The organism is Pseudoalteromonas nigrifaciens, from assembly GCF_002221505.1.
Classification (GTDB): Bacteria; Pseudomonadota; Gammaproteobacteria; order Enterobacterales; family Alteromonadaceae; genus Pseudoalteromonas; species Pseudoalteromonas nigrifaciens.
Map to the genome: position 1 here is coordinate 658,449 of NZ_CP011037.1, position 21,398 is coordinate 679,846.

Consider the following 21,398-nt stretch of genomic DNA (forward strand, 5'->3'; position numbering starts at 1 on the left):
ATTACGTATAAAGTTTTTATGCTTATGAAAGTTGGATTACTTATAATTTATATATTGAAGCTTCATAAATGGCTTCTATAGAATTATTTAATTTTTCATCAAACTTTTTATCAGACATGTCATGATGTAGGCCAATCAATAATGCTCTTGAAAAACTAGCAATAATACCAGTATTTCTTTTTAGCTTTTCATTGGCTTGTGTAATAGAGTAACCACCAGATAGAGCAACTAATTTTAAAACTTTTGGGTGTGTTGCAAGATCTTTATATAAATTAGGCACTTCAGGTAACGTGAGTTTTAATATTACTTGCTGTCCATCTTCAAGGTTATTCAGCTCTTCAATAATTACATCATGCAACATGAGTTCTGCAGATTGCTTTTCTTCGCAATAAATATCAACTTCAGGCTCAATAATAGGCATTAGCCCTGAATTTATTACCTCTTTTGCAATTTCAAATTGCTGTTTAACAACATTTTGGATACCAATACGACTAGCTTGTTTTATAACAGACCGCATTTTTGTGCCAAAAACAAAATTAGTATCAACCGTTAGTATTGAACCAAGGTTTTTAATGGGTTTCATTAACTGTACACCGTCAGATTCAGGCATTAAACCTTCATCTATTTTTAAAAATGGTACAATTTCTTTATGTTTCCACAAATATTCAGCTGTTGGAATATTTTCAATGTAACGATTTAAAGTATCTTTAAATAGAATTGCGCCCAATATTTTTTGTGAATTAAATGGACTACTTGAAATTATTCGTGCTCGCATAGAATGTATATATTTAAACATCTCCTCATCAGATGAAATCTCACTAGATGAGATACCATACTGCTCTAAAGCTTTTGGTGAACTCCCACCACTTTGATCTAGTGCAGCTATAAAGCCTTGATTATTTTTTATTTTTTCTAGCATGTTAAGTCTTATTGACATGATTTTAACCTTTAAATAATTGAAAGCAGATATGTTTCTTAACAAAAGTAAAGTTAGATACAATTTCTATATAAATACAGATGTCACTCTTAAAGTAATAATGTATGTTTTTTATTTTCCTAAAGCATACTTTTCTATAAGTAGAACTTCATTCTTAGAACCAATAAATACAGGGATCCGTTGATGTATACTTGAAGGCACAGTGTCTAAAATAGAAGTAGTCCCATTACTTGCTAAACCATTTGCTTGCTCTACTAAAAATGCAATTGGGTTTGCTTCATAAAGTAATCTTAATTTACCGTATTTAAAGTTTTTTTCTTCAGGGTACCCAAATATACCTCCCTTACATAGAATTCTATGCATATCACCTACCATGGCTCCCAACCATCTCATATTAAAGTTTTTCTTTCGGATACCATCGGTACCAAGCTGTAAATCAACAATATATTTTTGTACATTTTCAGGCCACTTAAACTGGTTTGATAAATTAAATGAAAATTCATTCGTATCTTCTGGAATGTTTAAATTAGGATGTGTGAGCATAAAGTTATTATTTGAGGGATCTAATGTATAAATATGTGTTCCTGAACCTGTTGATAAGGCGAGCATAAGCGATGGGCCATATAGAACATAGCCTGCAGCGATAATTGATCTTCCTGTAGAAAAAAAGTCTTCTTCACTAACTTCTGTTTGGGCAGGAGAAGCTGAAGATATAGAAAAAATAGTACCTAATGAACCATTTACATCAGTATTAGATGAACCATCTAATGGGTCGAAACAAATAAGGTATTTGCCAAAACTATTACATAATATAATGTCTTCTACTTCTTCAGATGCGACAGCTCTAACCTGCTTATTCTTTTTTAGAGATTCAATCAAAATATTATTAGCGATAACATCTAACTTCTTTTGTACCTCTCCTTGTACATTGTGATCAGGCAATGAGCCAAGCACATCAGATAATGCACCATGATTAATACGAGTAGCTATTTCTGTGCATGCACCAACTATGCTTTGGATCAGCAGTGTGAGTGTTTTTGGAACGTTATCCTGCTCTAATTGTGTATATAGGTTTTTCATTGGTGCCTTATCGATAACATTAATACTAAAGAGTAATACATGGTTTTAATTTGCTTTTATGTTCATTTTTAAAAGTACCACTTATTTGCGAACATTTGCAAACATTAAAGTACATAAAAGAAAATAAATTCTGGTATACAGGAGTGAAATAGAGGAGGGAATTACAAAGTTATATATTAATTTAACCAATTTATTATTTAATTATTAAGTACATTAACAACGAAATTCATGGTATCTACTTGAAATTATTTGAATTGTTCTGTATGTATTAGATGGTTTTGATTGACTACTATCGTGCTATATGAAGCTTAACGTCATGTTCGGAAAGTAAGGTTAGAATACTCTTAGGTGGTTTAGCATCAGTAATAAAGTCATCTGCTTGACTAATGTTACCTAAACGAACCATAGCGCACCTACCAAATTTTGAATTATCAGCGGCGAGTAAAACTTTACGTGAATTTTTGATGATTGCTTGAGCAACACGAACTTCACGATAATCGAAATCAAGTAGAGAACCATTTTCTTCTATCCCACTTATGCCGATAATGCCGAAGTCCATACGAAACTGATTGATAAAATCTTCAGTTGTTTCACCAATAATACCACCATCTCTATGTCTAACTTCTCCTCCTGCTATAAGAACTGAAAAATCCTTTTTAACGCCTAATATAGCAGCAACATTTAAATTGTTAGTTACAACTTTAAGGTTTTCATGCGATAGAAGTGCTTTAGCTATAGTCTCAGTCGTTGTTCCTATATTTATAAATAAAGAAGAACCATTTGGTATCATACTAACTAAATGTTGCGCTATTTTTTGTTTAGCTTCTAAATCCATGATTTTTCTAGTTTGATACGCCATATTTTGAATGCTTGAGACTACACTAGCGCCTCCATGATGACGCCTTAATTTGTTTAACTTTGCAAGATGGGTAAGGTCGCGTCTTATCGTCTGTGGAGTGACTTTATAGTGCTCAACTAATTCTTCAATAGAAATGGAATCTCTTTCTTTTAATAGTTTTAATATAGATTCGTGTCTCTGATCTTGGGTCATTTTTATTTAGCATAATTTTAATTTTAATTAGTAAACTATTATAAGTGAAAAAGAAGTAAATGAGAATTTTATAGAAATTATTTCATTAAATAATTGTATATAAAAGTTTGATATTTGTTGTATGTTACATTTAATTCATGTAATAGTACAAAAACGAAAATAACCGAATGTTAAAGTGTAAAAATAATGAATAATTATATCCTTTCAATTGATCAAGGTACGACTAGCTCTCGCAGTGTTTTATTCGATTTAAATGGCAAAGTTGCATATATAGAACAACAAGAATTTGAACAACATTTTCCAAAAGATGGTTATGTTGAGCATAAGCCTGAGGACATATGGGAGTCTGTTCTTCATACCATTAATGCTGTTATGAAGAACCTAGATCCTGAGCATGATAAAGTTATTGCTATTGGTATTACTAATCAACGCGAAACTACAATCGTTTGGGATAAAGTAACCGGTGAACCCATTTATAATGCGATAGTCTGGCAAGATAGGCGTACAACAGAACTATGCGATAGTTTAAGGCTTGCAGGAAAAGAAGAACTAATTATGCAAAAAACGGGGTTATTAATCGATCCGTATTTTTCTGCGACTAAAATAAATTGGATTTTAGAAAGTTGTCCAGGCGCTCGTGAAAAAGCAGAAAATGGTGATTTAATTTTTGGTACGGTCGATACTTATTTGTTATGGAAGTTGACAGGCGGAAAAGAACATCGCACAGATGCAACTAATGCATCGAGAACTATGCTATTTAATATTCATACGCAAGAATGGGATGCCGAACTACTTGAATTACTTGATGTTCCATTAAATATGCTACCAGAAGTAATGGATTCATCAGATGACTTTGGTATGGCGAGTGAAAAATATTTAGGTTACGAAGTGCCTATTTTAGGTATTGCAGGTGATCAACAGTCAGCACTGTTTGGCCAAACATGCTTTCAAGCAGGTATGGCTAAAAGTACCTATGGAACAGGGTGCTTTATGATGGTTAATACAGGTGAGCAAGTTCTTCAATCTAAAAATAGACTTCTTAGTACTGTCGCCTATCGTTTGAATGGCAAACCAACCTATGCATTAGAGGGCAGTATTTTTATAGCTGGCGCAGCAATTCAATGGCTTAGAGATGGCTTACAGTTAATTGAAAAAGCAGATGAAACAGAATTACTCGCTATCAATACCTCCCTAGATCATGGAATATATATGGTTCCTGCATTTACTGGTTTGGGTGCACCATATTGGGATCCAAATGCTCGTGGGGCTATATTTGGATTAACTAGAGATACGGGTATTAAAGAGATAGTAACAGCAGGATTACAGTCTGTTTGTTTTCAAACTAAAGATCTTCAAAAGGCTATGGAATCAGACGGCGTAAGGCCTCAGGTACTTAGAGTTGATGGTGGTATGGTCATAAATGGATGGCTTATGCAGTTTTTGTCAGACGTTTTAGGTGCAGAGGTTGACCGTTCAACTATTAGTGAAACGACTGCTTTAGGTGTAGCTTATCTTGCAGGACTCAGGGCTGGTGTATTCTCATCACTTGAGTCATTGGCAACTAATTGGAATTGTGAAAGACGATTCGAACCTGGCATGACCAAAACAAAACGTGATGAGCTTTATGATGGCTGGTGTAAATCAGTTAAAAAAGTACAAAGTGAAGGATAAGTTACTAATTTACCTTTAAATATAAATTCATACCAAACTTGTTTGATTAGAGTTTATGGATGTAAGTAAAGTTATTCAAACTCGCAATCATAAACTCTAAGCTCAATAGGATAGTTTTATTAGTGACCATTATAGATGCTTTTAAGGATATCAAGCACTTTGAATTACAACATTTAAACAAAAATAGTTTCATAGTGTAGATAGTATTCGCTTATAAAAAGACATGTTCATTAAGGTAGATTTAATTTTAGCTTTTAGCAAGGAATATAAAATGACACCATTTATAGCAGAAATATTAGGAACGGCCCTCTTAATTTTAATTGGAGGAGGTGTAGTTGCTAATAATATTTTAAAAAAAACAATAGGTGAAGGAGGAGGGTGGATGGCTGTTACTACAGCTTGGGGTCTTGCTGTATTTATTGGTGTGGTTGTCGCTGGCCCTTATAGTGGAGCACATCTAAACCCAGCTGTAACATTTAGCTTAGCAGTAGCTGAAAAATTTTCTTGGACTGAAGTCCCTGCTTACATTGCTGCACAATTTATTGGTGCAATGATTGGAGCTTTTTTAGTTTATGTAATATATAAAGATCACTTTGATGCTACAGATGATGCAGAATTAAAACGAGCAGTCTTTTGTACAGCACCAGCAATACCAAATACATTTAGAAATATAATTAGTGAAATTGTAGGTACTTTTGTTTTATTGATTTGTGTATTTTATTTTTCGGCGGCTGAAATCGACAATGGTACTGGGACTAAAATTGGTTTGGGCTCTATAGGTGCAATTCCAGTTGCTTTTGTTGTGTGGGGAATTGGGCTTTCATTGGGTGGTACAACAGGATATGCAATAAATCCAGCTAGAGATTTAGGGCCTAGAATTGTACATGCTTTGTTACCGATCAAAGGTAAGATAGATAGTAATTGGAGGTATTCATGGATTCCAGTGTTAGGTCCGACTATAGGTGGTACTTTAGCTGCGTTACTTTACACTATTCTTAGTTAATAAAAGTTATAATTAAGATCCAGATGCTCTGTATAATACAGGGCATCTGGATCTTATACTTATTTATTGCATAGTTATTACAGCCCATAAATTGCGTTATGTTAAATTAGCTTGTTTAAAAGAAAGCGAGGGTGATTATTCAAATCAGCTCGCTTTTAGGAGAGTAATTTAGGGGTTAATTAAGCTCGGAGTCGACCCAAAACTTAGTACCTTTTAATACTGCTTGTAGTGCAAGGCCGCTTTCGGTCAAAGAATACACAGTAACTTGGTCTGCTATTGCTTCGGCAACTAATGCACCGCCTTTTTCTTTATATTTAGCTGCTGCATCTGCGTTTCCGCCAAATGCCCAACCGTGTTCAATAAATCTGTTTAGTGCCGCTTGGTTATGAAAAACCATAACAACGTTAAAGTCTTTAACACCTAAACCTAGGCCTAAACCGGCTTCGCCCATATTCATGTATGTAGATTTACCCGTTAGGTTATTTTTAATAACACCATAACCACCACCAAAACTAGCTAAAACAACATTGACGTTGGCATTATCAAAAACAGCATAACCTGCAGAGTTAGCAATTTGCTTTTTAACATCTGGTTTTATCGTGTAAAGTTTACTTAATGTATTTGATTCCATGCTATGCACTAATGCACGTTTTTCGCTTGGTGAGGCGCTGCCTGTTGTTGCACAACCTGTGAGCGCAAGTGTAAATACGACCATACTTAGCAAAATAAATCTTTTCATGAATTTTCCTTAAATAACATTTATAACTAGCAAGTATATAATTACAAAATAATAGAATCTATTTATGTCCAATACTAGACAGTATCGGACTTTATGGTTAATCTATAAGTCTATTATTTTATTGAATATTTTATTACTATGCTAGTTGCTTTGGTTGATACGTTAAAACAATTGAGATATCAAATTGCTCATCTTGAAGATAATACTTTAAATTCAGAATATCCAGAACTGGCTACCTTTATACAGCAAGTTGGCTTGACTGTAACTGAATCAAAACAAGATCTTACCTTCTTATACCAGTTTTTATATGTTTATGGTCGCAAATCGGAAGCAACCTATAGTCGGTTTAGAAGTGAGCTTGAACGTTTTTATTTATGGGCATGGTTAGTGGCTGAAAAATCAGTATTTGATTTAAAGCGCGAAGATATTGAAGGTTATGTAGATTTTGTTGTTGAACCAGATAAAGCTTGGGCTACAACATCAGTACAATGGCGTTATAAAGACGAGCAAGGTATTCGTCGTTTAAATACAAATTGGCGCCCTTTCATCCAAAAAGAATCAATTGCTAGCCAACAAACATTATCGGCAATGTTTACTGCACTTAACGTATTTTATAAATTTGCTATTTTAGAAGAAAAAACCTTTGCCAATTTTGTGCCTGTAGTAAAAAAGAATAGTCCCTATTTAGTGGTTCAATCGCAAATACAGATCCCCGATACGCTAAGCGATATACAATGGGAATATGTGTTTGGGGTAACGCGCGACTTATGTGAGCAACAACCGGATCTAGAAAGAAATTTATTTACTCTGGCATGTTTAAAAGGATTATATTTACGGATCTCCGAATTGTCAGAGCGGCCACAATGGTCGCCCGTTATGTCGCATTTTTGGCAAGACAACGATGGCTTTTGGTTTTTGCGTATTATGGGTAAAGGTAATAAATTACGAGATGTAACTCTAAGCGATGATTTTGTTGAATATTTAAAACGCTACCGACTTTATCGTGGTTTACCTGCCCTACCACGCGTTGATGAATCTGAACCTTTGGTGCATAAAATCCGTGGCCAAGGTGGCATGACAGTTAGGCAAATACGACGTTTGGTACAACAAAGTTTTGATTTAGCTCAGCAATCTTTACTTGATGATGGTTTTAAAGATGACTCTGAACAACTTGAAGCAGCAACCGCACATTGGCTTAGACATACAGGTGCAACACACGATGCGCAAACACGACCACTCAAACATTTATCTGAAGATTTAGGACACGCAAAAATAGCAACTACAGACCAAATTTATATTCAAACAAATATAAAAGAACGTGCAAAATCTGGTTTAAAAAGGAAAATATAATGGAATATTTAGTTATTACTTTTATTGGCAGTTTGTTTTTAATTTATTCATTAACAATCCGGCAATTAGAAAGAACCGAAATCACTGGCCCAATGTTTTTTGTGATTGGAGGAATAGCACTTGCCTGTTTTATACCTGAGGAAGTTGAACAATTAAAAAATGGTGGAGCTTATATATTACCTTTAATTGAATTAACTTTAAGTTTGTTTTTATTTACCGACGCTACAAAAACAAAACTAAGCGTTTTAAAACATAGTTATCAGTACCCAAGTTTATTATTATTTGTTGCCCTACCCCTTACCTTGTTGTTAGGTATTGGTACTGCATTATTTTTATTTGCAGAGTTAACACTTATTCAAGCTGCATTATTAGCAATTATTTTAACACCAACCGATGCAGCACTCAGTAAAGGACTATTAGAAAGTACACAAGTGCCCGAAAATATCCGCGAAGGAATAAATACTGAAAGTGGTTTAAATGATGGTTTATGTGTACCTGTATTTTTAATTTTTTTGTTATTAGCTAATAACCCCGAGCTTGGGATCACAGCTTCACAAACTATGATTATTTTTACTCGGGAACTTGGTATAGCGCTATTAATTGCAATTGCGAGTGTTGCGATATTTATTCCTACTTTAAACTTTGCTATGCAACGCCATTATTTTGCACAAAAAACCAGTCCTTTTTTGCTGGTAGGTTTTGCAATGGCGATATTTTCTATTACACAGTATTTTCATAGTAGTGGTTTTATTGCCGTGTTTGTAGCAGGTTTATTGTTTGACCGGTTTTCTCCAGAATCGATACGTTGTGAAATTGTTGAAGACTCAGAGCACATAGCCGATTTTGCTGCATTATTAATTTGGTGTTTATTTGGTTTTGTAAGTGCCTATTTGGTTTTACCAAAACTCAGTTTTGAAATAATCATTTATGCTTTACTTAGTGCAACTTTGATCAGAATAATTCCGGTTATGTTGTCACTGCAATTTACTGCACTGAATATAAAAGAGCGATTTACTTTTGCTTGGTTTGGACCAAGAGGACTCGCATCGATAGTATTTACGTTAATGGTAATTGATACTCAAATAGAAAATAAATATCAGATTGCAACTATTGCTATGACCACTATTTTATTTAGTGTATTTATTCATGGTATAACTACTAAGCCAATTGCAGATAGTTTTGCTAGAAAGTAAAAAGTAAAAATGCGTAATTTTATTTATAAAGTTACGCATTTTTTAATCAGCCTAATAAAGTTTAATTGCTAAGTAGGTGTGCAAGTAACTCAATTGGATGTTTAGGTTTAAATTTTTCATATCGTTTAACTTGGCTACGACAAGAAAATCCTGTTGATAACAGTTGCTCGGGTTTATTTTTATCTACAATAGGTTTCCAACTCATTTCGTATAGTGCGCGCGAGTTGTTTTGGTTTTGTGCTTCATGACCATAAGTACCCGCCATGCCGCAACAACCAGTACTGGTTGTTTTTAATGTTAAGCCAATATCGCTAAAAATATTTTGCCAAACACTCGCAGCTTTTGGTAAGGCAGTAGTTTCGGTACAGTGGCTTAATAAAGTAAATTCAGTATTAGTATTAGTATTTTGTTTTGTTTTTAATTGCGTAAACGACTGAGTTTGTAACCACTCGTGAGCAAGTTGCACATGGAAATCACCACGATTATTTTCTAAAATTGTATTGTACTCATCGCGGTAACACATAACTAATGAAGCATCTAAACCAACCAGTGGCGCATTAATATCGTTAAGTTTATTTAAAAACTCCGCAGCGTTTTTTGCTGTTACTTTAAACTCATGCAAAAACCCTTTTACATGTTGTGGTTTTCCATTGGGTTTAAAAGGTAATAACATTGGCTTTTTGCCGAGCTGAGTAATAAGCGTAATAAAACTCTCTACTAATTCTGCTTCATAAAAACTAGTGAATGGGTCTTGTACTATTAATACATATTCGTTTTGTTGCTCAGCACTTAATTTATTTAGTAATTCAAAATTAAAAGTATGAGCTTTGTTTACTCGACTAGTTAGTGCGGGAATACTTAATTGTGGTGTATTTACATAACCCACGGTTTTTTTAATTATGTTACTAACTAGGTCTGTACTTACTATAGGATTAATAATACGTGCAAATTTAGCCATTAATGGCGCACTAACTTCTATATTACCCACTAGGTAATCTTTGAGTGGACGTGCGTAGTAACTATGATAATAATTTAAAAAACGCGAACGAAAAGTAGGTACATCTACTTTAATTGGGCAAGCAGTAGTACATGCTTTACAGGCTAAGCACTCGTCCATCGAAGCTTTAACTTCGTGAGAAAAGTCGTAAATGCCTTTGTTTTTTTCACGGCTGTGAACAAAACGTTCCCACCAGGTAATTACTTCGCCTTTATTAAGTTGCTTTTCGACCTCAAGTAAATCTACATTTTTTGCTTCTTGCAGGCGCAACCATTCGCGCATTAAACTTGCGCGGCCTTTAGGTGAATGTCGGCGATCGCCGGTTACTTTATACGACGGACACATTGGTGAGTTTTCATCGTAGTTAAAGCATATTCCGTTACCGTTACAAGTCATGGCATTATTAAAACTTGTTTTTACATCAATAGATATTTGTTTATCGAACCATGAACGTTTTTGTCCATCAACACTAACTAGTGAGTCTTCACTATCGATAGGTGTGCATATTTTACCTGGGTTTATTCGGTTGTTTGGATCAAATGCAGTTTTTATTTTACGTAACTGAGTAAATAAGTGTTCGCCAAAAAACGCTGGGCCATATTCGCTACGATACCCTTTACCGTGTTCGCCCCACATTAAACCACCGTATTTAGCGGTGAGTTTTACCACTTCATCTGAAATAACACGCAACAGTTTTTCTTGTTCTGGGTCACACATATCGAGCGCGGGCCTAACATGTAAAACTCCAGCGTCAACATGGCCAAACATTCCATATTGTAAATTATGGCTGTCGAGTAATGCTCTAAACTCTACTATATAATCAGCTAAGTTTTCAGGTGGTACCGCGGTGTCTTCTGCAAAGGCGAGTGGTTTTTGGCTGCCTTTTACATTACCTAAAAGCCCGACTGACTTTTTACGCATGGCGTAAATTTTTAAAATATCACTTTTATTACTGGTTAGCTGGTAACCAATAACACCATTAGTTTGCTGTGCCACGCACTGATCTAATAGTTTGCACAAAGTGTCTACTTTGTCTTTTATATCCTCTGGTGATACAGCATTAAACTCAACCATGTTGAGCCCTTGCATATCTTTATTAGGAATATCGGTTATTAAGTCCGATACTGAATGCCAAATAATATCTTGGCGTGCTAAGTTTAAAACTTTGCTATCGACAGTTTCAACTGAGGTTGCTCTCGCAGCTACCAAAAATGGTGAATGACGTAGTGCAGAATCAAAACTATCATACTTAATATTAATTAAAGTTTTAAATTCAGCAATGGGGGTTAGCTTTAATTTAGCCTCGGTAACTATACCTAATGATCCTTCAGAGCCGGTAATTAAACGGCTCATATCAAAAGTTTGTAAGTCATCACTTAGCACATGCTCTAGGTCATATCCGGTTAAAAAGCGGTTTAATCTAGGGAATTTAGCTAATACCGCTTCTCGCTCATTTAGTGCAATATCTAAAACGGTTTTGTATAAATGACCAACTAATGTGTCTTGCTCTGCGATTACCTTTGCTTTCTCTGTATCAATAGCTGCAGTACACATAGGTGTGCCATCGACCAAATAAGTTGTTAGCCCTAAAACATGGTCACTCGTTTTACCGTAAACTAGCGAGCCTTGACCCGAAGCATCAGTGCTGATCATACCGCCAATGGTTGCTCTATTACTGGTAGATAAGTCGGGTGAAAAGAAAAACCCATAAGGTTTTAAAAAGTCATTAAGCTGATCTTTTATTACCCCAGTTTGTACACGCACCCAGCCTTCTTGCGTGTTTATTTCGAGTATTTCACGCATGTATCGTGATATATCGACAATAATACCAGGGGTTAATGATTGCCCGTTAGTCCCAGTGCCGCCGCCGCGCGGACCAAATGTTAACGATAAAAAGGGGGCGCGAGATGCTGTTTGCAACGCAAGTTGAATATCTTTTTCGGTTTTAGGAAAGATAACACCTTGCGGTAGCTCTTGGTAAATACTGTTATCGGTTGAAGCTGTTATGCGGGTTGCATAACTTGCGTCAGTGTCTCCAGTAAATCCTTGATTTTTAATGGTACTTAAGTAATTTGCGACAACTTCTGTCGCGGCATCTTGCTGTGTAATAGTTGCTATCATGACGGCGATATTTTAAGGCATTTGATTAATTATATCATGCTGCGGGGTAATAGAAATTGAAGATTTTACAGTTTGTAACACTCTTTTAATCGATTTTATTCGCACTGCAATTATACTCAAGTTAACAGTTACTAGGGGGCTTTAACTATGAAAAAAATACTATTACTTTTAGCCGGTGTATTGTGCATGTTACTGGGTTTATTTTTTGCGATTGTACCTGGACCATCGTTAATATTTTTTATGGCGGGGTTATTGTGTTTTTCTTTTGACTACCCAAAAGCAAGGCATTATTTGAGACTTTGTCAAAAAGCGTTAACAAAATCGTGCCGATATTTAGATAAAAAATTAGCTCGTTAAAACTTTGTTTTAAATTACACAAACAAAAATGCCAGCAAAAGCTGGCATTTTTATTAAACAAAGTAATTATTTAGCTAGTTTTTCAGCTAAGTATAACCATGTTTCTAGTACTGTATCTGGGTTTAATGAAACAGAGTCGATGCCCTGCTCTACTAACCATGCTGCAAAATCTTCATGATCAGAAGGACCTTGACCACAAATACCTACATACTTGCCTTTTTCTTTAGCTGTTTTAATTGCCATAGAAAGTAGCTTTTTGATTGCAGGGTCGCGTTCATCAAATAGATGTGCGATTAAACCTGAGTCACGATCTAAACCAAGCGTTAGCTGAGTTAAGTCGTTTGAACCGATAGAAAAACCATCAAAATGCTCTAAAAACTCTTCAGCTAATAGTGCGTTTGAAGGCAGTTCACACATCATAATTACTTTTAGACCATTATCGCCACGTTTAAGGCCATGCTCTTCAAGTAGTTCAATAACACGTTTACCTTCTTCAACGGTACGTACGAATGGGATCATGATTTCGATATTGGTCATGTCCATGCCGTTTCTTACGCGTTTAATTGCTTCACACTCTAGAGCAAAACAGTCGCGGAAAGCTTCTGACACATAACGAGCGGCGCCACGAAAACCTATCATAGGGTTTTCTTCTTCCGGTTCGTATTGTTGGCCGCCAACTAAGTTTGCGTACTCGTTTGATTTAAAATCAGACATACGAACAATTACACGCTCTGGTGCAAATGCACACGCCAGAGTAGAAATACCTTCAACCAATTTAGAGATATAAAACTCTACCGGAGATTCATAACCGGCCATCATGTCGGTAATCTCTGCTTTTAACGCATCACTTTGTGCATCAAAATTAAGTAGTGCTTTAGGGTGAACGCCAATCATACGGTTGATAATAAATTCAACACGGGCTAGGCCAACACCTGAATGCGGTAAACGAGCAAAATCGAATGCACGATCTGGATTACCTACGTTCATCATTACTTTCATTGGTAACTCAGGCATTTCGTCAACACGTGAAGTAAGTACTTCAAAGTCTAAAATACCCTCGTAGATGAAACCTGTATCACCTTCGGCACATGATACGGTAACTTCTTGACCAGCTGTAATTAAATCAGTTGCGTTACCACAGCCAACAACGGCTGGAATACCAAGTTCACGTGCAATAATTGCAGCATGACAAGTACGGCCACCACGATTTGTAACAATCGCTGCAGCACGTTTCATGATAGGTTCCCAATCTGGGTCGGTCATGTCGGTAACTAAAATGTCGCCTACTTGAACCTGATCCATCTCTTTGATTGAGTTAAGAACACGAACAACACCGCTACCAATTTTATGACCAATTGCACGGCCTTCAACAACAACCTTGCTGGTGCCATTTAATTGAAAACGTTCCATTACGTTGGCATCTTCGTTTGAGCGAACCGTTTCTGGACGAGCTTGAACTATATATAGTTTGCCGTCGTTACCGTCTTTTGCCCATTCGATGTCCATTGGACGACCGTAATGTTTTTCGATGATTACAGCTTGCTTGGCAAGTTCTTGCACTTCTTCATCTGTAATCGAAAATTTATTTGAAAGCTCAGGGGCAACATCAACGATGTCTACTTGCTTACCATGTGCTTTGTCTTCTGAGTAAATCATTTGAATGGCTTTAGAGCCAATGTTACGACGTACTACTGAAGGTTTGTTTTTAAGTAATGTTGGTTTATGAACATAAAATTCATCAGGGTTTACTGCGCCCTGTACAACCATTTCTCCTAGCCCGTAGCTTGATGTGATAAATACAACATCTTCAAAACCAGACTCGGTATCAATACTAAACATAACGCCAGATGCTGACTTATCTGAACGAACCATGCGTTGTATACCAGCAGACAGTGCAACACCACGGTGATCGTACCCTTGATGAACACGGTAAGAGATAGCGCGGTCGTTAAATAATGAAGCAAATACGTGTTTAATAGCGACCATTACTGAGTCGATACCAACAACGTTTAGGAAAGTTTCTTGCTGGCCTGCGAATGATGCGTCTGGCATGTCTTCAGCAGTAGCTGATGAACGTACTGCAAATGAAACATCGGCTGCTGTGTCGCCGTGGAGTTGGCTGTATGCTTCGCGAATGGCTTTATCTAGATTAGGTTGGAATGGTGTATCGATTATCCATTGGCGGATATCGGCACCGACTTTAGCGAGTGTATTCACATCTTCAACATCAAGTGTATCTAGAATATCGTGAATTTTTGCGGTGAGTCCTGATTGATCTAAAAACTCATTAAAAGCATCAGCGGTAGTTGCAAAACCACCCGGCACTTGTACACCTGCGTTTGCTAGGTTTGAAATCATTTCGCCAAGTGAAGCGTTTTTACCGCCAACACGAGGAACATCTTGCATACCAAGCTCTTGATACCAGAGAACGTATTCTTGCACGGATCTTTCTCCAAAAAAACAAATTGTAGTACTAAATACCAACTAATTAACATTTAATCATTTTAGCGAGTTAGACATTGTATTAACAAGTTAAAAATTTTCATGTAGAACAACTACCTGTTAATTTTTATGTTGCTAATAAAGCGCTTCCTATCGCTATAATTGACTATTTACTTAATACAATCGATATAACTGTGAGAGTTAAGAAAGAAAACCTTTTATAAAGGTCACACCCATTCTACACTGGCAACAGTCCTCACGTAAACCGTGAGAAACTTAATTTTAAAATTAAAAGTAATAAAAAAGAGGATTTATGAGAACTGCTTTTTATATTTCAGATGGCACAGCAATTACTTCTGAGGTTTTTGGCCATGCTACTTTGTCACTGTTCCCTGTTGAATTTAATCATAAAACCATTCCCTTTGTAGAAACAGAAGAGAAAGCGCATCAAATTAAAGAGTTAATTAATGCAACGGCTAAAAGAGACGGTGAAAAGCCTTTAATATTTTTTACCTTTGTAAATTACAACTTAACTGAAATTATTAGCTCTGCTAATGCAGTGTGTTATGACTTTTTGACAACCTATAGCGAAAAAATAGAAAAAGAACTAAATGTGGCGCCAGTACCAAAAATTCATCGAACTCACTCTATTCATGAAAAAAGCTATGATTTTAGAATTGATGCGGTTAACTACGCGCTGATGAATGATGATGGCGGTAATATTAAAAACTATGGAGAGGCCGATATTATTTTAATCGGTGTGAGCCGCAGTGGTAAAACCCCAACGAGTTTATATTTAGCACTACAATATGGTATTAAAGCCGCTAACTACCCAATCACCGAAGACGACCTTGAAACTGAAGGCCTGCCTAAATGCTTAATACCTTTTAAACATAAATTATTTGGCTTAACTATTGATCCTGAGCGCCTTGCTGCCATTAGAGATAGGCGTATGGCTAATTCTAAATACGCATCTATTCGTCAATGTCGTATAGAAGTGCGCGAAGTAGAAATGCTGTATAAGCGTAATAGAATTCCATTTTTAAACTCTACTCATCACTCAGTTGAAGAAATATCAGCGAAGATTATATCTGATACCGATCTTGAGCGCCGTAAGTACTAACTTACTTAGCGGTTAACTTAACTAAAAAGTATAAAAAACGCCGCTTAATTAGCGGCGTTTGTATTTAGGGTAGTTATTTTATTTATTTACGTGCGTCTTTTAATAAATCGGCAACTAAAAAGCCTAACTCTAATACTTGATCGGCATTTAAACGTGGGTCGCACTGGGTTTTATAGCGCTGTGCTAAATCGTCGTCAGACAGTCCGTACGCACCGCCAGTACACTCAGTAACATGTTGGCCTGTCATTTCTAAATGCACGCCGCCTGCATAGCTGCCCTCGGCTTTATGCACTGCAAAAAACTGGCTGATCTCACGCATGATGTTATCAAAGCTACGTGTTTTGTATCCTGAACTCGCCTTTTCGGTGTTACCGTGCATTGGATCAGAACTCCAAATTACTTTACGGCCTTCTTGTTGTACTTTGCGTACCAATGCCGGCAGTTTTTCAGGGAGTATATCTGCGCCCATACGGGTAATTAATGTTAATCGACCTGGAATGTTATCTGGATTTAATGCATCAATTAAACGTATTAAATCATCAGGGTCCATACCTGGACCAACTTTAACCCCAATTGGGTTTTTAATTCCTTTAAAAAATTCAATGTGCGCGTGGTCTAGTTGACGCGTACGCTCGCCAATCCATACAAAGTGCGCAGAACAATCGTACCAATCGCCAGATAAATGGTCGCGGCGAGTTAGTGCTTCTTCGTAGCCTAGTAATAGCGCCTCGTGAGAGGTGTATAAATCGGTTTCTTTTAAGCTTGGTGCAATAGTAGAATTAATACCACACACTTCCATAAACTCAAGCGCATCTTGAATTTTATCAGCTAGCTGTTGATACTTTTCTTTTTGTGGATTGGCCGCAACAAAGCCCATATTCCAACGGTTTACTTGGTGTAAGTCAGCAAGGCCACCTTGTGCAAATGCACGCAGTAAGTTTAACGTAGCGGCACTGTGATGATACGCTGTCATTAGGCGTTGTGGATCTGGAATACGCGCTTGTTCGGTAAACTCAAAATTGTTAACAATGTCGCCACGGTATGACGGTAGTGATACGCCATCAATCGTTTCTAAATCTGCTGAACGTGGTTTTGCATACTGCCCTGCCATACGCGCTATTTTAACTACTGGGCATTTACCGCCGTAAGTTAATACCACGGCCATTTGTAAAATTGTTTTAAAAGTATCGCGAATGTTAGCGGCATTAAAGTCACTAAACGACTCAGCACAATCACCACCTTGTAGTAAAAAAGCGCGCCCTTCGCATACATCTTCTAGCTGCTTAAATAAACTTCTGGTCTCTTCAGCGAATACTAAAGGCGGAGCACTCTTTAATTGCGCTTCTACTGATTTAAGTGATTCTTGATCTGGGTAGTTTGGCTGCTGCAATATTGGCAGTTCTCTCCAGCTATTTGGGTTCCACGTTTGCATATTCATTCCTCATTCCTATTTACCTGATACAACGAAATTAACGTATGCAGGGCTGTTTGTTCAAGGACTAAATTCACTATTTACTAATTATTTAGTTATGGGTTAGGTAATTAATATATTTAGCCATATATGTTGGGCCCTTAGCGCAAATATAAAATGATAAATAGAAAGAATATAACTGATTAAAAACATAAAGTTAAGATTAATCATGGTTACTTTTTAGTTGTTGACCTACATTCAATCTGAGTTAATTATTATAACAGGTCGAGCTGGGAACACATCATACTTAAATTGCACCATGTGTATTCTTAACTTTACAGTTAATATAAACAATAATTGACCAATAACTATGCACTTTTAAAAATACATGCTAAGGCGAGTTTTATTTACCACCGCAACATATACTAGATGTTTATAAACAGTGGGTTTATTAGGCTAAAGCTCTCCCTGATTAAGGTTAAAATACAAAGACTTATTTGGTCTCAGTACTAAGTTTTTATAAAAATGTGAATAGTGGCAGTTATTACTGAGGTTAAAACTTATTTTAATATGTATAAGTTTTACGCTTTGCAGCATCTTATGCTGTAGTGTAAATAGACATGACAACGTATTGTATTTCACCCAGGCATAATAGAATACTCTGCAATATATTAAGTTACTCTTTGTATGAACGTTTGGATCGGCACTAATTAACAGCACTAGCTAGCTGCTTAATTAGTTAAGCTACAGGGAACTCAAAATGGTTTGCCCTGCCCGGTACTAATAAATGTATATTCAGTTCTCACAAGCTAAACATTTTAAGTATCCCAAAGTATGAGCCGGTTAATTATATCAACCTCATTTTAAAGCCTCACTACAAATCATGGCTAAAGTTAAATTGCACTCAGAAGCTAGTAGGCCGTTATTAGCTGTAACCTATAACGGTATACAAATGTGAGTATTGGGGAATTATTATTAAGAGCTAAGCTACTCAAATGCATAAGCACGAGATTTAAAATTAACCAAAGCCGCAAAGAACACATCATACTTAAATTAGATTATTAGATAAACTTAGCCCCGAGTAAACTAGAATTATTTGCTAAACAAAGATAAGGTTATGTGCGATAATTAGTTAGGTAAGATGTGTTCTTTGGAGGTTGCATGGTAACTAAAGTACAAATAAGAAGTCAGTTTGATTTAATGAGCGAACTAACATTAAGGCTAATAGAAGAGCTTAATCTATGTGAATATACAAAAGCCGAATATTATCAACTTCCTGATATAAGCACTGTTGATGAAGATAAAGTGGCCGAATCGATTAAAGTTACTAAAATATCAGGCGAACTAGCACATAAAGCTATATTAAATTCCTTTACTGACATTTATAAAAAACAAGGGCTAAGTAGCCGAGTTTTAAAGCGTCATCCTGGCCTATTAGTTATAAAAAATGCTGACAAACAAGCACTAATTAATCGAATTGCTCAAGTAAATAAGGCAAAAGCAGCGTTTAAAGAGTGTATTTTAGCTATTGATAACAACGATGCTCGTTTTGAAGCGGTGCATAATGCAGTACCCAACTTAATTACTTTGGCTGCTTATCGAAAAATTCATAGTGAACATGAATCGCCTTTTTCAGTACGATTTACCTGGATGCACAAACATGCAACTAAAACACTGACCAAAAAAATGGCCCTCGAAATGTTACAAAAGTCAGCTAGTTATAGAAACCCCAGAATGATCGACCAGCAAAAATGGCAGGCGCTAGTAGCACAAGAGCAATTACGGGTAGCAAGTTTAGGTGAAAAAGAAAAACTTAGAATTAGGCGCCCTACTCGAGTTAGCCCTCAGGTAAATGTGCGTTATACCGCGCAAAACCGTTATCACGTCAGTGCGGCGCTACCTTTTATTTTAATAAACCCAGAACCAGACGTAAAACTTGGGGTATTACCAAATTACGAAAAACCATTAAGTCATCCACGAAAACGTGACTATGATTTTTTAGTAGATCGACTTTATTTAGAACAAGTAGAAAAGTGATTATGTTAAAAAGGTCACGCTAGGTGACCTTTGTTATTATTGGACTCTGCAATAAAAATTACTTATCTACTATTTCAACAAGTTTGTCTTCATCAATAAGCACAGCATTTTCTACAATACGCTTACCGCCTTGTATTTCAATTCGTTTATTGTGTTTATTCAGAGTAAGTATCTCATCACAAAATTGGTCTGATGGATGCATTTCGTAAGTGTAGTCAATAATATTACCGGTTTTATCGTCTTTAACATTGGTAATACTGTACTCAGAGATAGCTCCTTTCTCGATCAAATCTTTCATTGTTGTGGTCATATCACGACGCAGCGCTTTTAATTTATTTTCGGTAATATTATCCGTTGAATAAATTGAGCCGTACTTTTCCATAATAGACAGTAATCTAAAATGGTATGTTTTACCCGGCGCTGCATAACGCCAAAGATGATATAAGCGCAGCATCATCCAACGCGATAATCCGCGTTTTAATTCTTGGGCGCTGTTAAAGTAATATCCTTTGTATTCAAGGTTATCAATCATGTTATGCACAAATGCATTTAAACACGCAACACATTTAACATTTCCGCCTTGACCTTTTTTTCCACTAAAATGCAGTGACGATAAAAAGTTCATGTTCGACTCGTAAAATGAATCATCAATATTTGTATTTTTGGTGTCTGTTGCTGAATATTTAAACGAAAGTTTCGAGCCTTGTAATGCTTCAAGTGATTCTTTAATTTGTGGATATGGCATAGATTGGCCAACGGTTTTCAGCTCTTGTGCTAATTCGTTCATTGAAAAAACAACAGCATATTGAATACCGGACTTAAAATTTATTTTTACTATTTTACCTTTAGAAGCTAAACGGATCAGCGCACGTTCTACTTTTTCTTCTCGATCTGATGGCCAAACCAAATATTCTACGTCTTCACCATCTTTGCGTGTGCTAACAACCGCCGGCGTTATTTTTAATTCACCGTCGTACAAAATACCATCTATTTTTTCAGATATTTTGCGTGTAATTATTGTTTTTTTAGGTGCTTCTTCTAATGGTAATTTTTTATGCCCCGAACGGACAAAGCGTCCCCATAAATCATAATGGTTAAAAGTATTCGAATAAGCACGTAATCCATGAGCTGCATTTTCTATCGAAATCCGCACATCTTTATTATCTGTAAACAGTGCTAAGCTTTCATTATCAATTGCACTTTCCACCCCGTGAATTTGGCCCCTTAGTGTATCGGGCAAGTTATCTACCGAGATGTTGACCTTTCGGCTCATTGTTGTTATTTCCATTTTTATTGCGACAGCTAATAACAACACATAAAGACAAAAAAGTTAAATGTTTAAGTTAGTATAAAAGTGATCTGAGCTAAAATAAAACCTTCGGATCACTATTATACTAAGCGGATGCTAATTAACTCAATTTCAGATCATTATTTTACTAACTAGGCAGTTACAAATCTCATTTTTACTAACTCAGTGAGATTTTTGTCCATTACAAAGCTAAATTTTTAATATTTAACACGACAAATTAACTAAAAAACTAAAAGCCCTGTGGATAAGCACATATTGAGTTAGCATAGATCTGATCTGTACCTACTACAGATCAGATCTATACTAATTAAAAGCCTTCTTTTACTACAGAATCGGTGTATAACTTTATAATTTACTTAGTATAAAACTGATCTAACAGACCTTTTTTGTGCACAACTTAATGATTAACCTGTGTGTAACTATTATTTTAATTTTCAGCTTAGTAAAAAGCTGATCTGCTAGTAGATAAAGATCTGATCTTAACCAAGTATAAAGCTGATCTGCTTATTTTATTATTATTCATATAAATCATGTGTTTATGACCTTTATTTAAGCCTCTATCCCTTAATACCTTATA

15 protein-coding genes are annotated in these 21,398 nt (G+C 36.0%); 7 read left to right on the forward strand and 8 right to left on the reverse strand.

Annotation, left to right across the window (positions count from 1 at the left end; translation table 11 throughout):
• Positions 1 to 40: 40 nt before the first annotated feature.
• The 3 genes from PNIG_RS19500 to PNIG_RS19510 all read right to left on the reverse strand — a co-directional run bounded on the left by PNIG_RS19500 (position 41) and on the right by PNIG_RS19510 (position 3,068).
• A complete protein-coding gene (locus PNIG_RS19500; RefSeq protein WP_089369309.1) occupies positions 41 to 937 on the reverse strand; it encodes a fructose bisphosphate aldolase in 897 nt (298 codons plus the stop codon).
• Positions 938 to 1,048: 111 nt separating this feature from the next.
• Complete coding sequence (locus PNIG_RS19505; RefSeq protein WP_033103173.1) at positions 1,049 to 2,017, reverse strand: class 1 fructose-bisphosphatase; 969 nt, start codon at positions 2,015 to 2,017, stop codon at positions 1,049 to 1,051.
• A gap of 289 nt (positions 2,018 to 2,306) precedes the next feature.
• On the reverse strand, positions 2,307 to 3,068 hold the full coding sequence (locus tag PNIG_RS19510; protein WP_011330173.1) for a DeoR/GlpR family transcriptional regulator: 762 nt from the start codon (positions 3,066 to 3,068) through the stop codon (positions 2,307 to 2,309).
• A 186-nt stretch (positions 3,069 to 3,254) separates the two neighbouring features.
• Between PNIG_RS19510 and glpK the strand changes: the two genes are divergently transcribed.
• Positions 3,255 to 4,739, forward strand: coding sequence for a glycerol kinase GlpK (gene glpK / locus PNIG_RS19515; protein ID WP_089369310.1), 1,485 nt, complete (start codon positions 3,255 to 3,257; stop codon positions 4,737 to 4,739).
• A gap of 271 nt (positions 4,740 to 5,010) precedes the next feature.
• Positions 5,011 to 5,742, forward strand: a complete 732-nt coding sequence (locus PNIG_RS19520) for an MIP/aquaporin family protein (protein ID WP_089369311.1) — start codon at positions 5,011 to 5,013, stop codon at positions 5,740 to 5,742.
• 175 nt (positions 5,743 to 5,917) lie between these two features.
• On the opposite strand, the gene PNIG_RS19525 is transcribed toward PNIG_RS19520, so the two are convergent.
• Complete coding sequence (locus PNIG_RS19525; protein ID WP_089369312.1) at positions 5,918 to 6,481, reverse strand: lipid-binding SYLF domain-containing protein; 564 nt, start codon at positions 6,479 to 6,481, stop codon at positions 5,918 to 5,920.
• A gap of 138 nt (positions 6,482 to 6,619) precedes the next feature.
• Here PNIG_RS19525 and PNIG_RS19530 point away from each other — a divergent pair, with 138 nt between their 5' ends.
• On the forward strand, positions 6,620 to 7,831 hold the full coding sequence (locus PNIG_RS19530; RefSeq protein WP_011330177.1) for a tyrosine-type recombinase/integrase: 1,212 nt from the start codon (positions 6,620 to 6,622) through the stop codon (positions 7,829 to 7,831).
• Positions 7,831 to 9,024, forward strand: a complete 1,194-nt coding sequence (locus tag PNIG_RS19535) for a cation:proton antiporter (protein ID WP_089369313.1) — start codon at positions 7,831 to 7,833, stop codon at positions 9,022 to 9,024. The genes PNIG_RS19530 and PNIG_RS19535 overlap by 1 nt, the downstream gene beginning before the upstream one ends.
• A 61-nt stretch (positions 9,025 to 9,085) precedes the next feature.
• Here PNIG_RS19535 and ydiJ read toward each other — a convergent pair whose 3' ends face one another.
• Positions 9,086 to 12,142 (reverse strand): D-2-hydroxyglutarate dehydrogenase YdiJ, encoded by a 3,057-nt coding sequence (gene ydiJ, locus PNIG_RS19540; protein WP_089369314.1) that lies wholly within the window; start codon positions 12,140 to 12,142, stop codon positions 9,086 to 9,088.
• A 147-nt stretch (positions 12,143 to 12,289) separates the two neighbouring features.
• On the opposite strand from ydiJ, the gene PNIG_RS19545 reads away from it, so the two are divergent.
• Positions 12,290 to 12,499, forward strand: a complete 210-nt coding sequence (locus PNIG_RS19545) for a PGPGW domain-containing protein (protein WP_089369315.1) — start codon at positions 12,290 to 12,292, stop codon at positions 12,497 to 12,499.
• Positions 12,500 to 12,565: 66 nt separating this feature from the next.
• Here PNIG_RS19545 and ppsA read toward each other — a convergent pair whose 3' ends face one another.
• Entirely contained in the window at positions 12,566 to 14,941 is a 2,376-nt protein-coding gene (gene ppsA / locus PNIG_RS19550; protein ID WP_089369316.1) for a phosphoenolpyruvate synthase, read from the reverse strand.
• A 313-nt stretch (positions 14,942 to 15,254) separates the two neighbouring features.
• Between ppsA and ppsR the strand changes: the two genes are divergently transcribed.
• Positions 15,255 to 16,064, forward strand: a complete 810-nt coding sequence (gene ppsR, locus PNIG_RS19555) for a posphoenolpyruvate synthetase regulatory kinase/phosphorylase PpsR (protein WP_011330181.1) — start codon at positions 15,255 to 15,257, stop codon at positions 16,062 to 16,064.
• A gap of 82 nt (positions 16,065 to 16,146) precedes the next feature.
• On the opposite strand, the gene PNIG_RS19560 is transcribed toward ppsR, so the two are convergent.
• Entirely contained in the window at positions 16,147 to 17,496 is a 1,350-nt protein-coding gene (locus PNIG_RS19560) for a class II 3-deoxy-7-phosphoheptulonate synthase (protein ID WP_172459254.1), read from the reverse strand.
• A gap of 1,140 nt (positions 17,497 to 18,636) precedes the next feature.
• Here PNIG_RS19560 and PNIG_RS19565 point away from each other — a divergent pair.
• The gene (locus PNIG_RS19565) at positions 18,637 to 19,512 is read left to right on the forward strand and encodes a DNA replication terminus site-binding protein (protein ID WP_089369317.1); all 876 of its coding nucleotides are present in this window, start codon (positions 18,637 to 18,639) and stop codon (positions 19,510 to 19,512) included.
• Between the two features lie 58 nt (positions 19,513 to 19,570).
• Here PNIG_RS19565 and PNIG_RS19570 read toward each other — a convergent pair whose 3' ends face one another.
• The gene (locus PNIG_RS19570; protein ID WP_011330184.1) at positions 19,571 to 20,785 is read right to left on the reverse strand and encodes a hypothetical protein; all 1,215 of its coding nucleotides are present in this window, start codon (positions 20,783 to 20,785) and stop codon (positions 19,571 to 19,573) included.
• Positions 20,786 to 21,398: the final 613 nt, after the last annotated feature.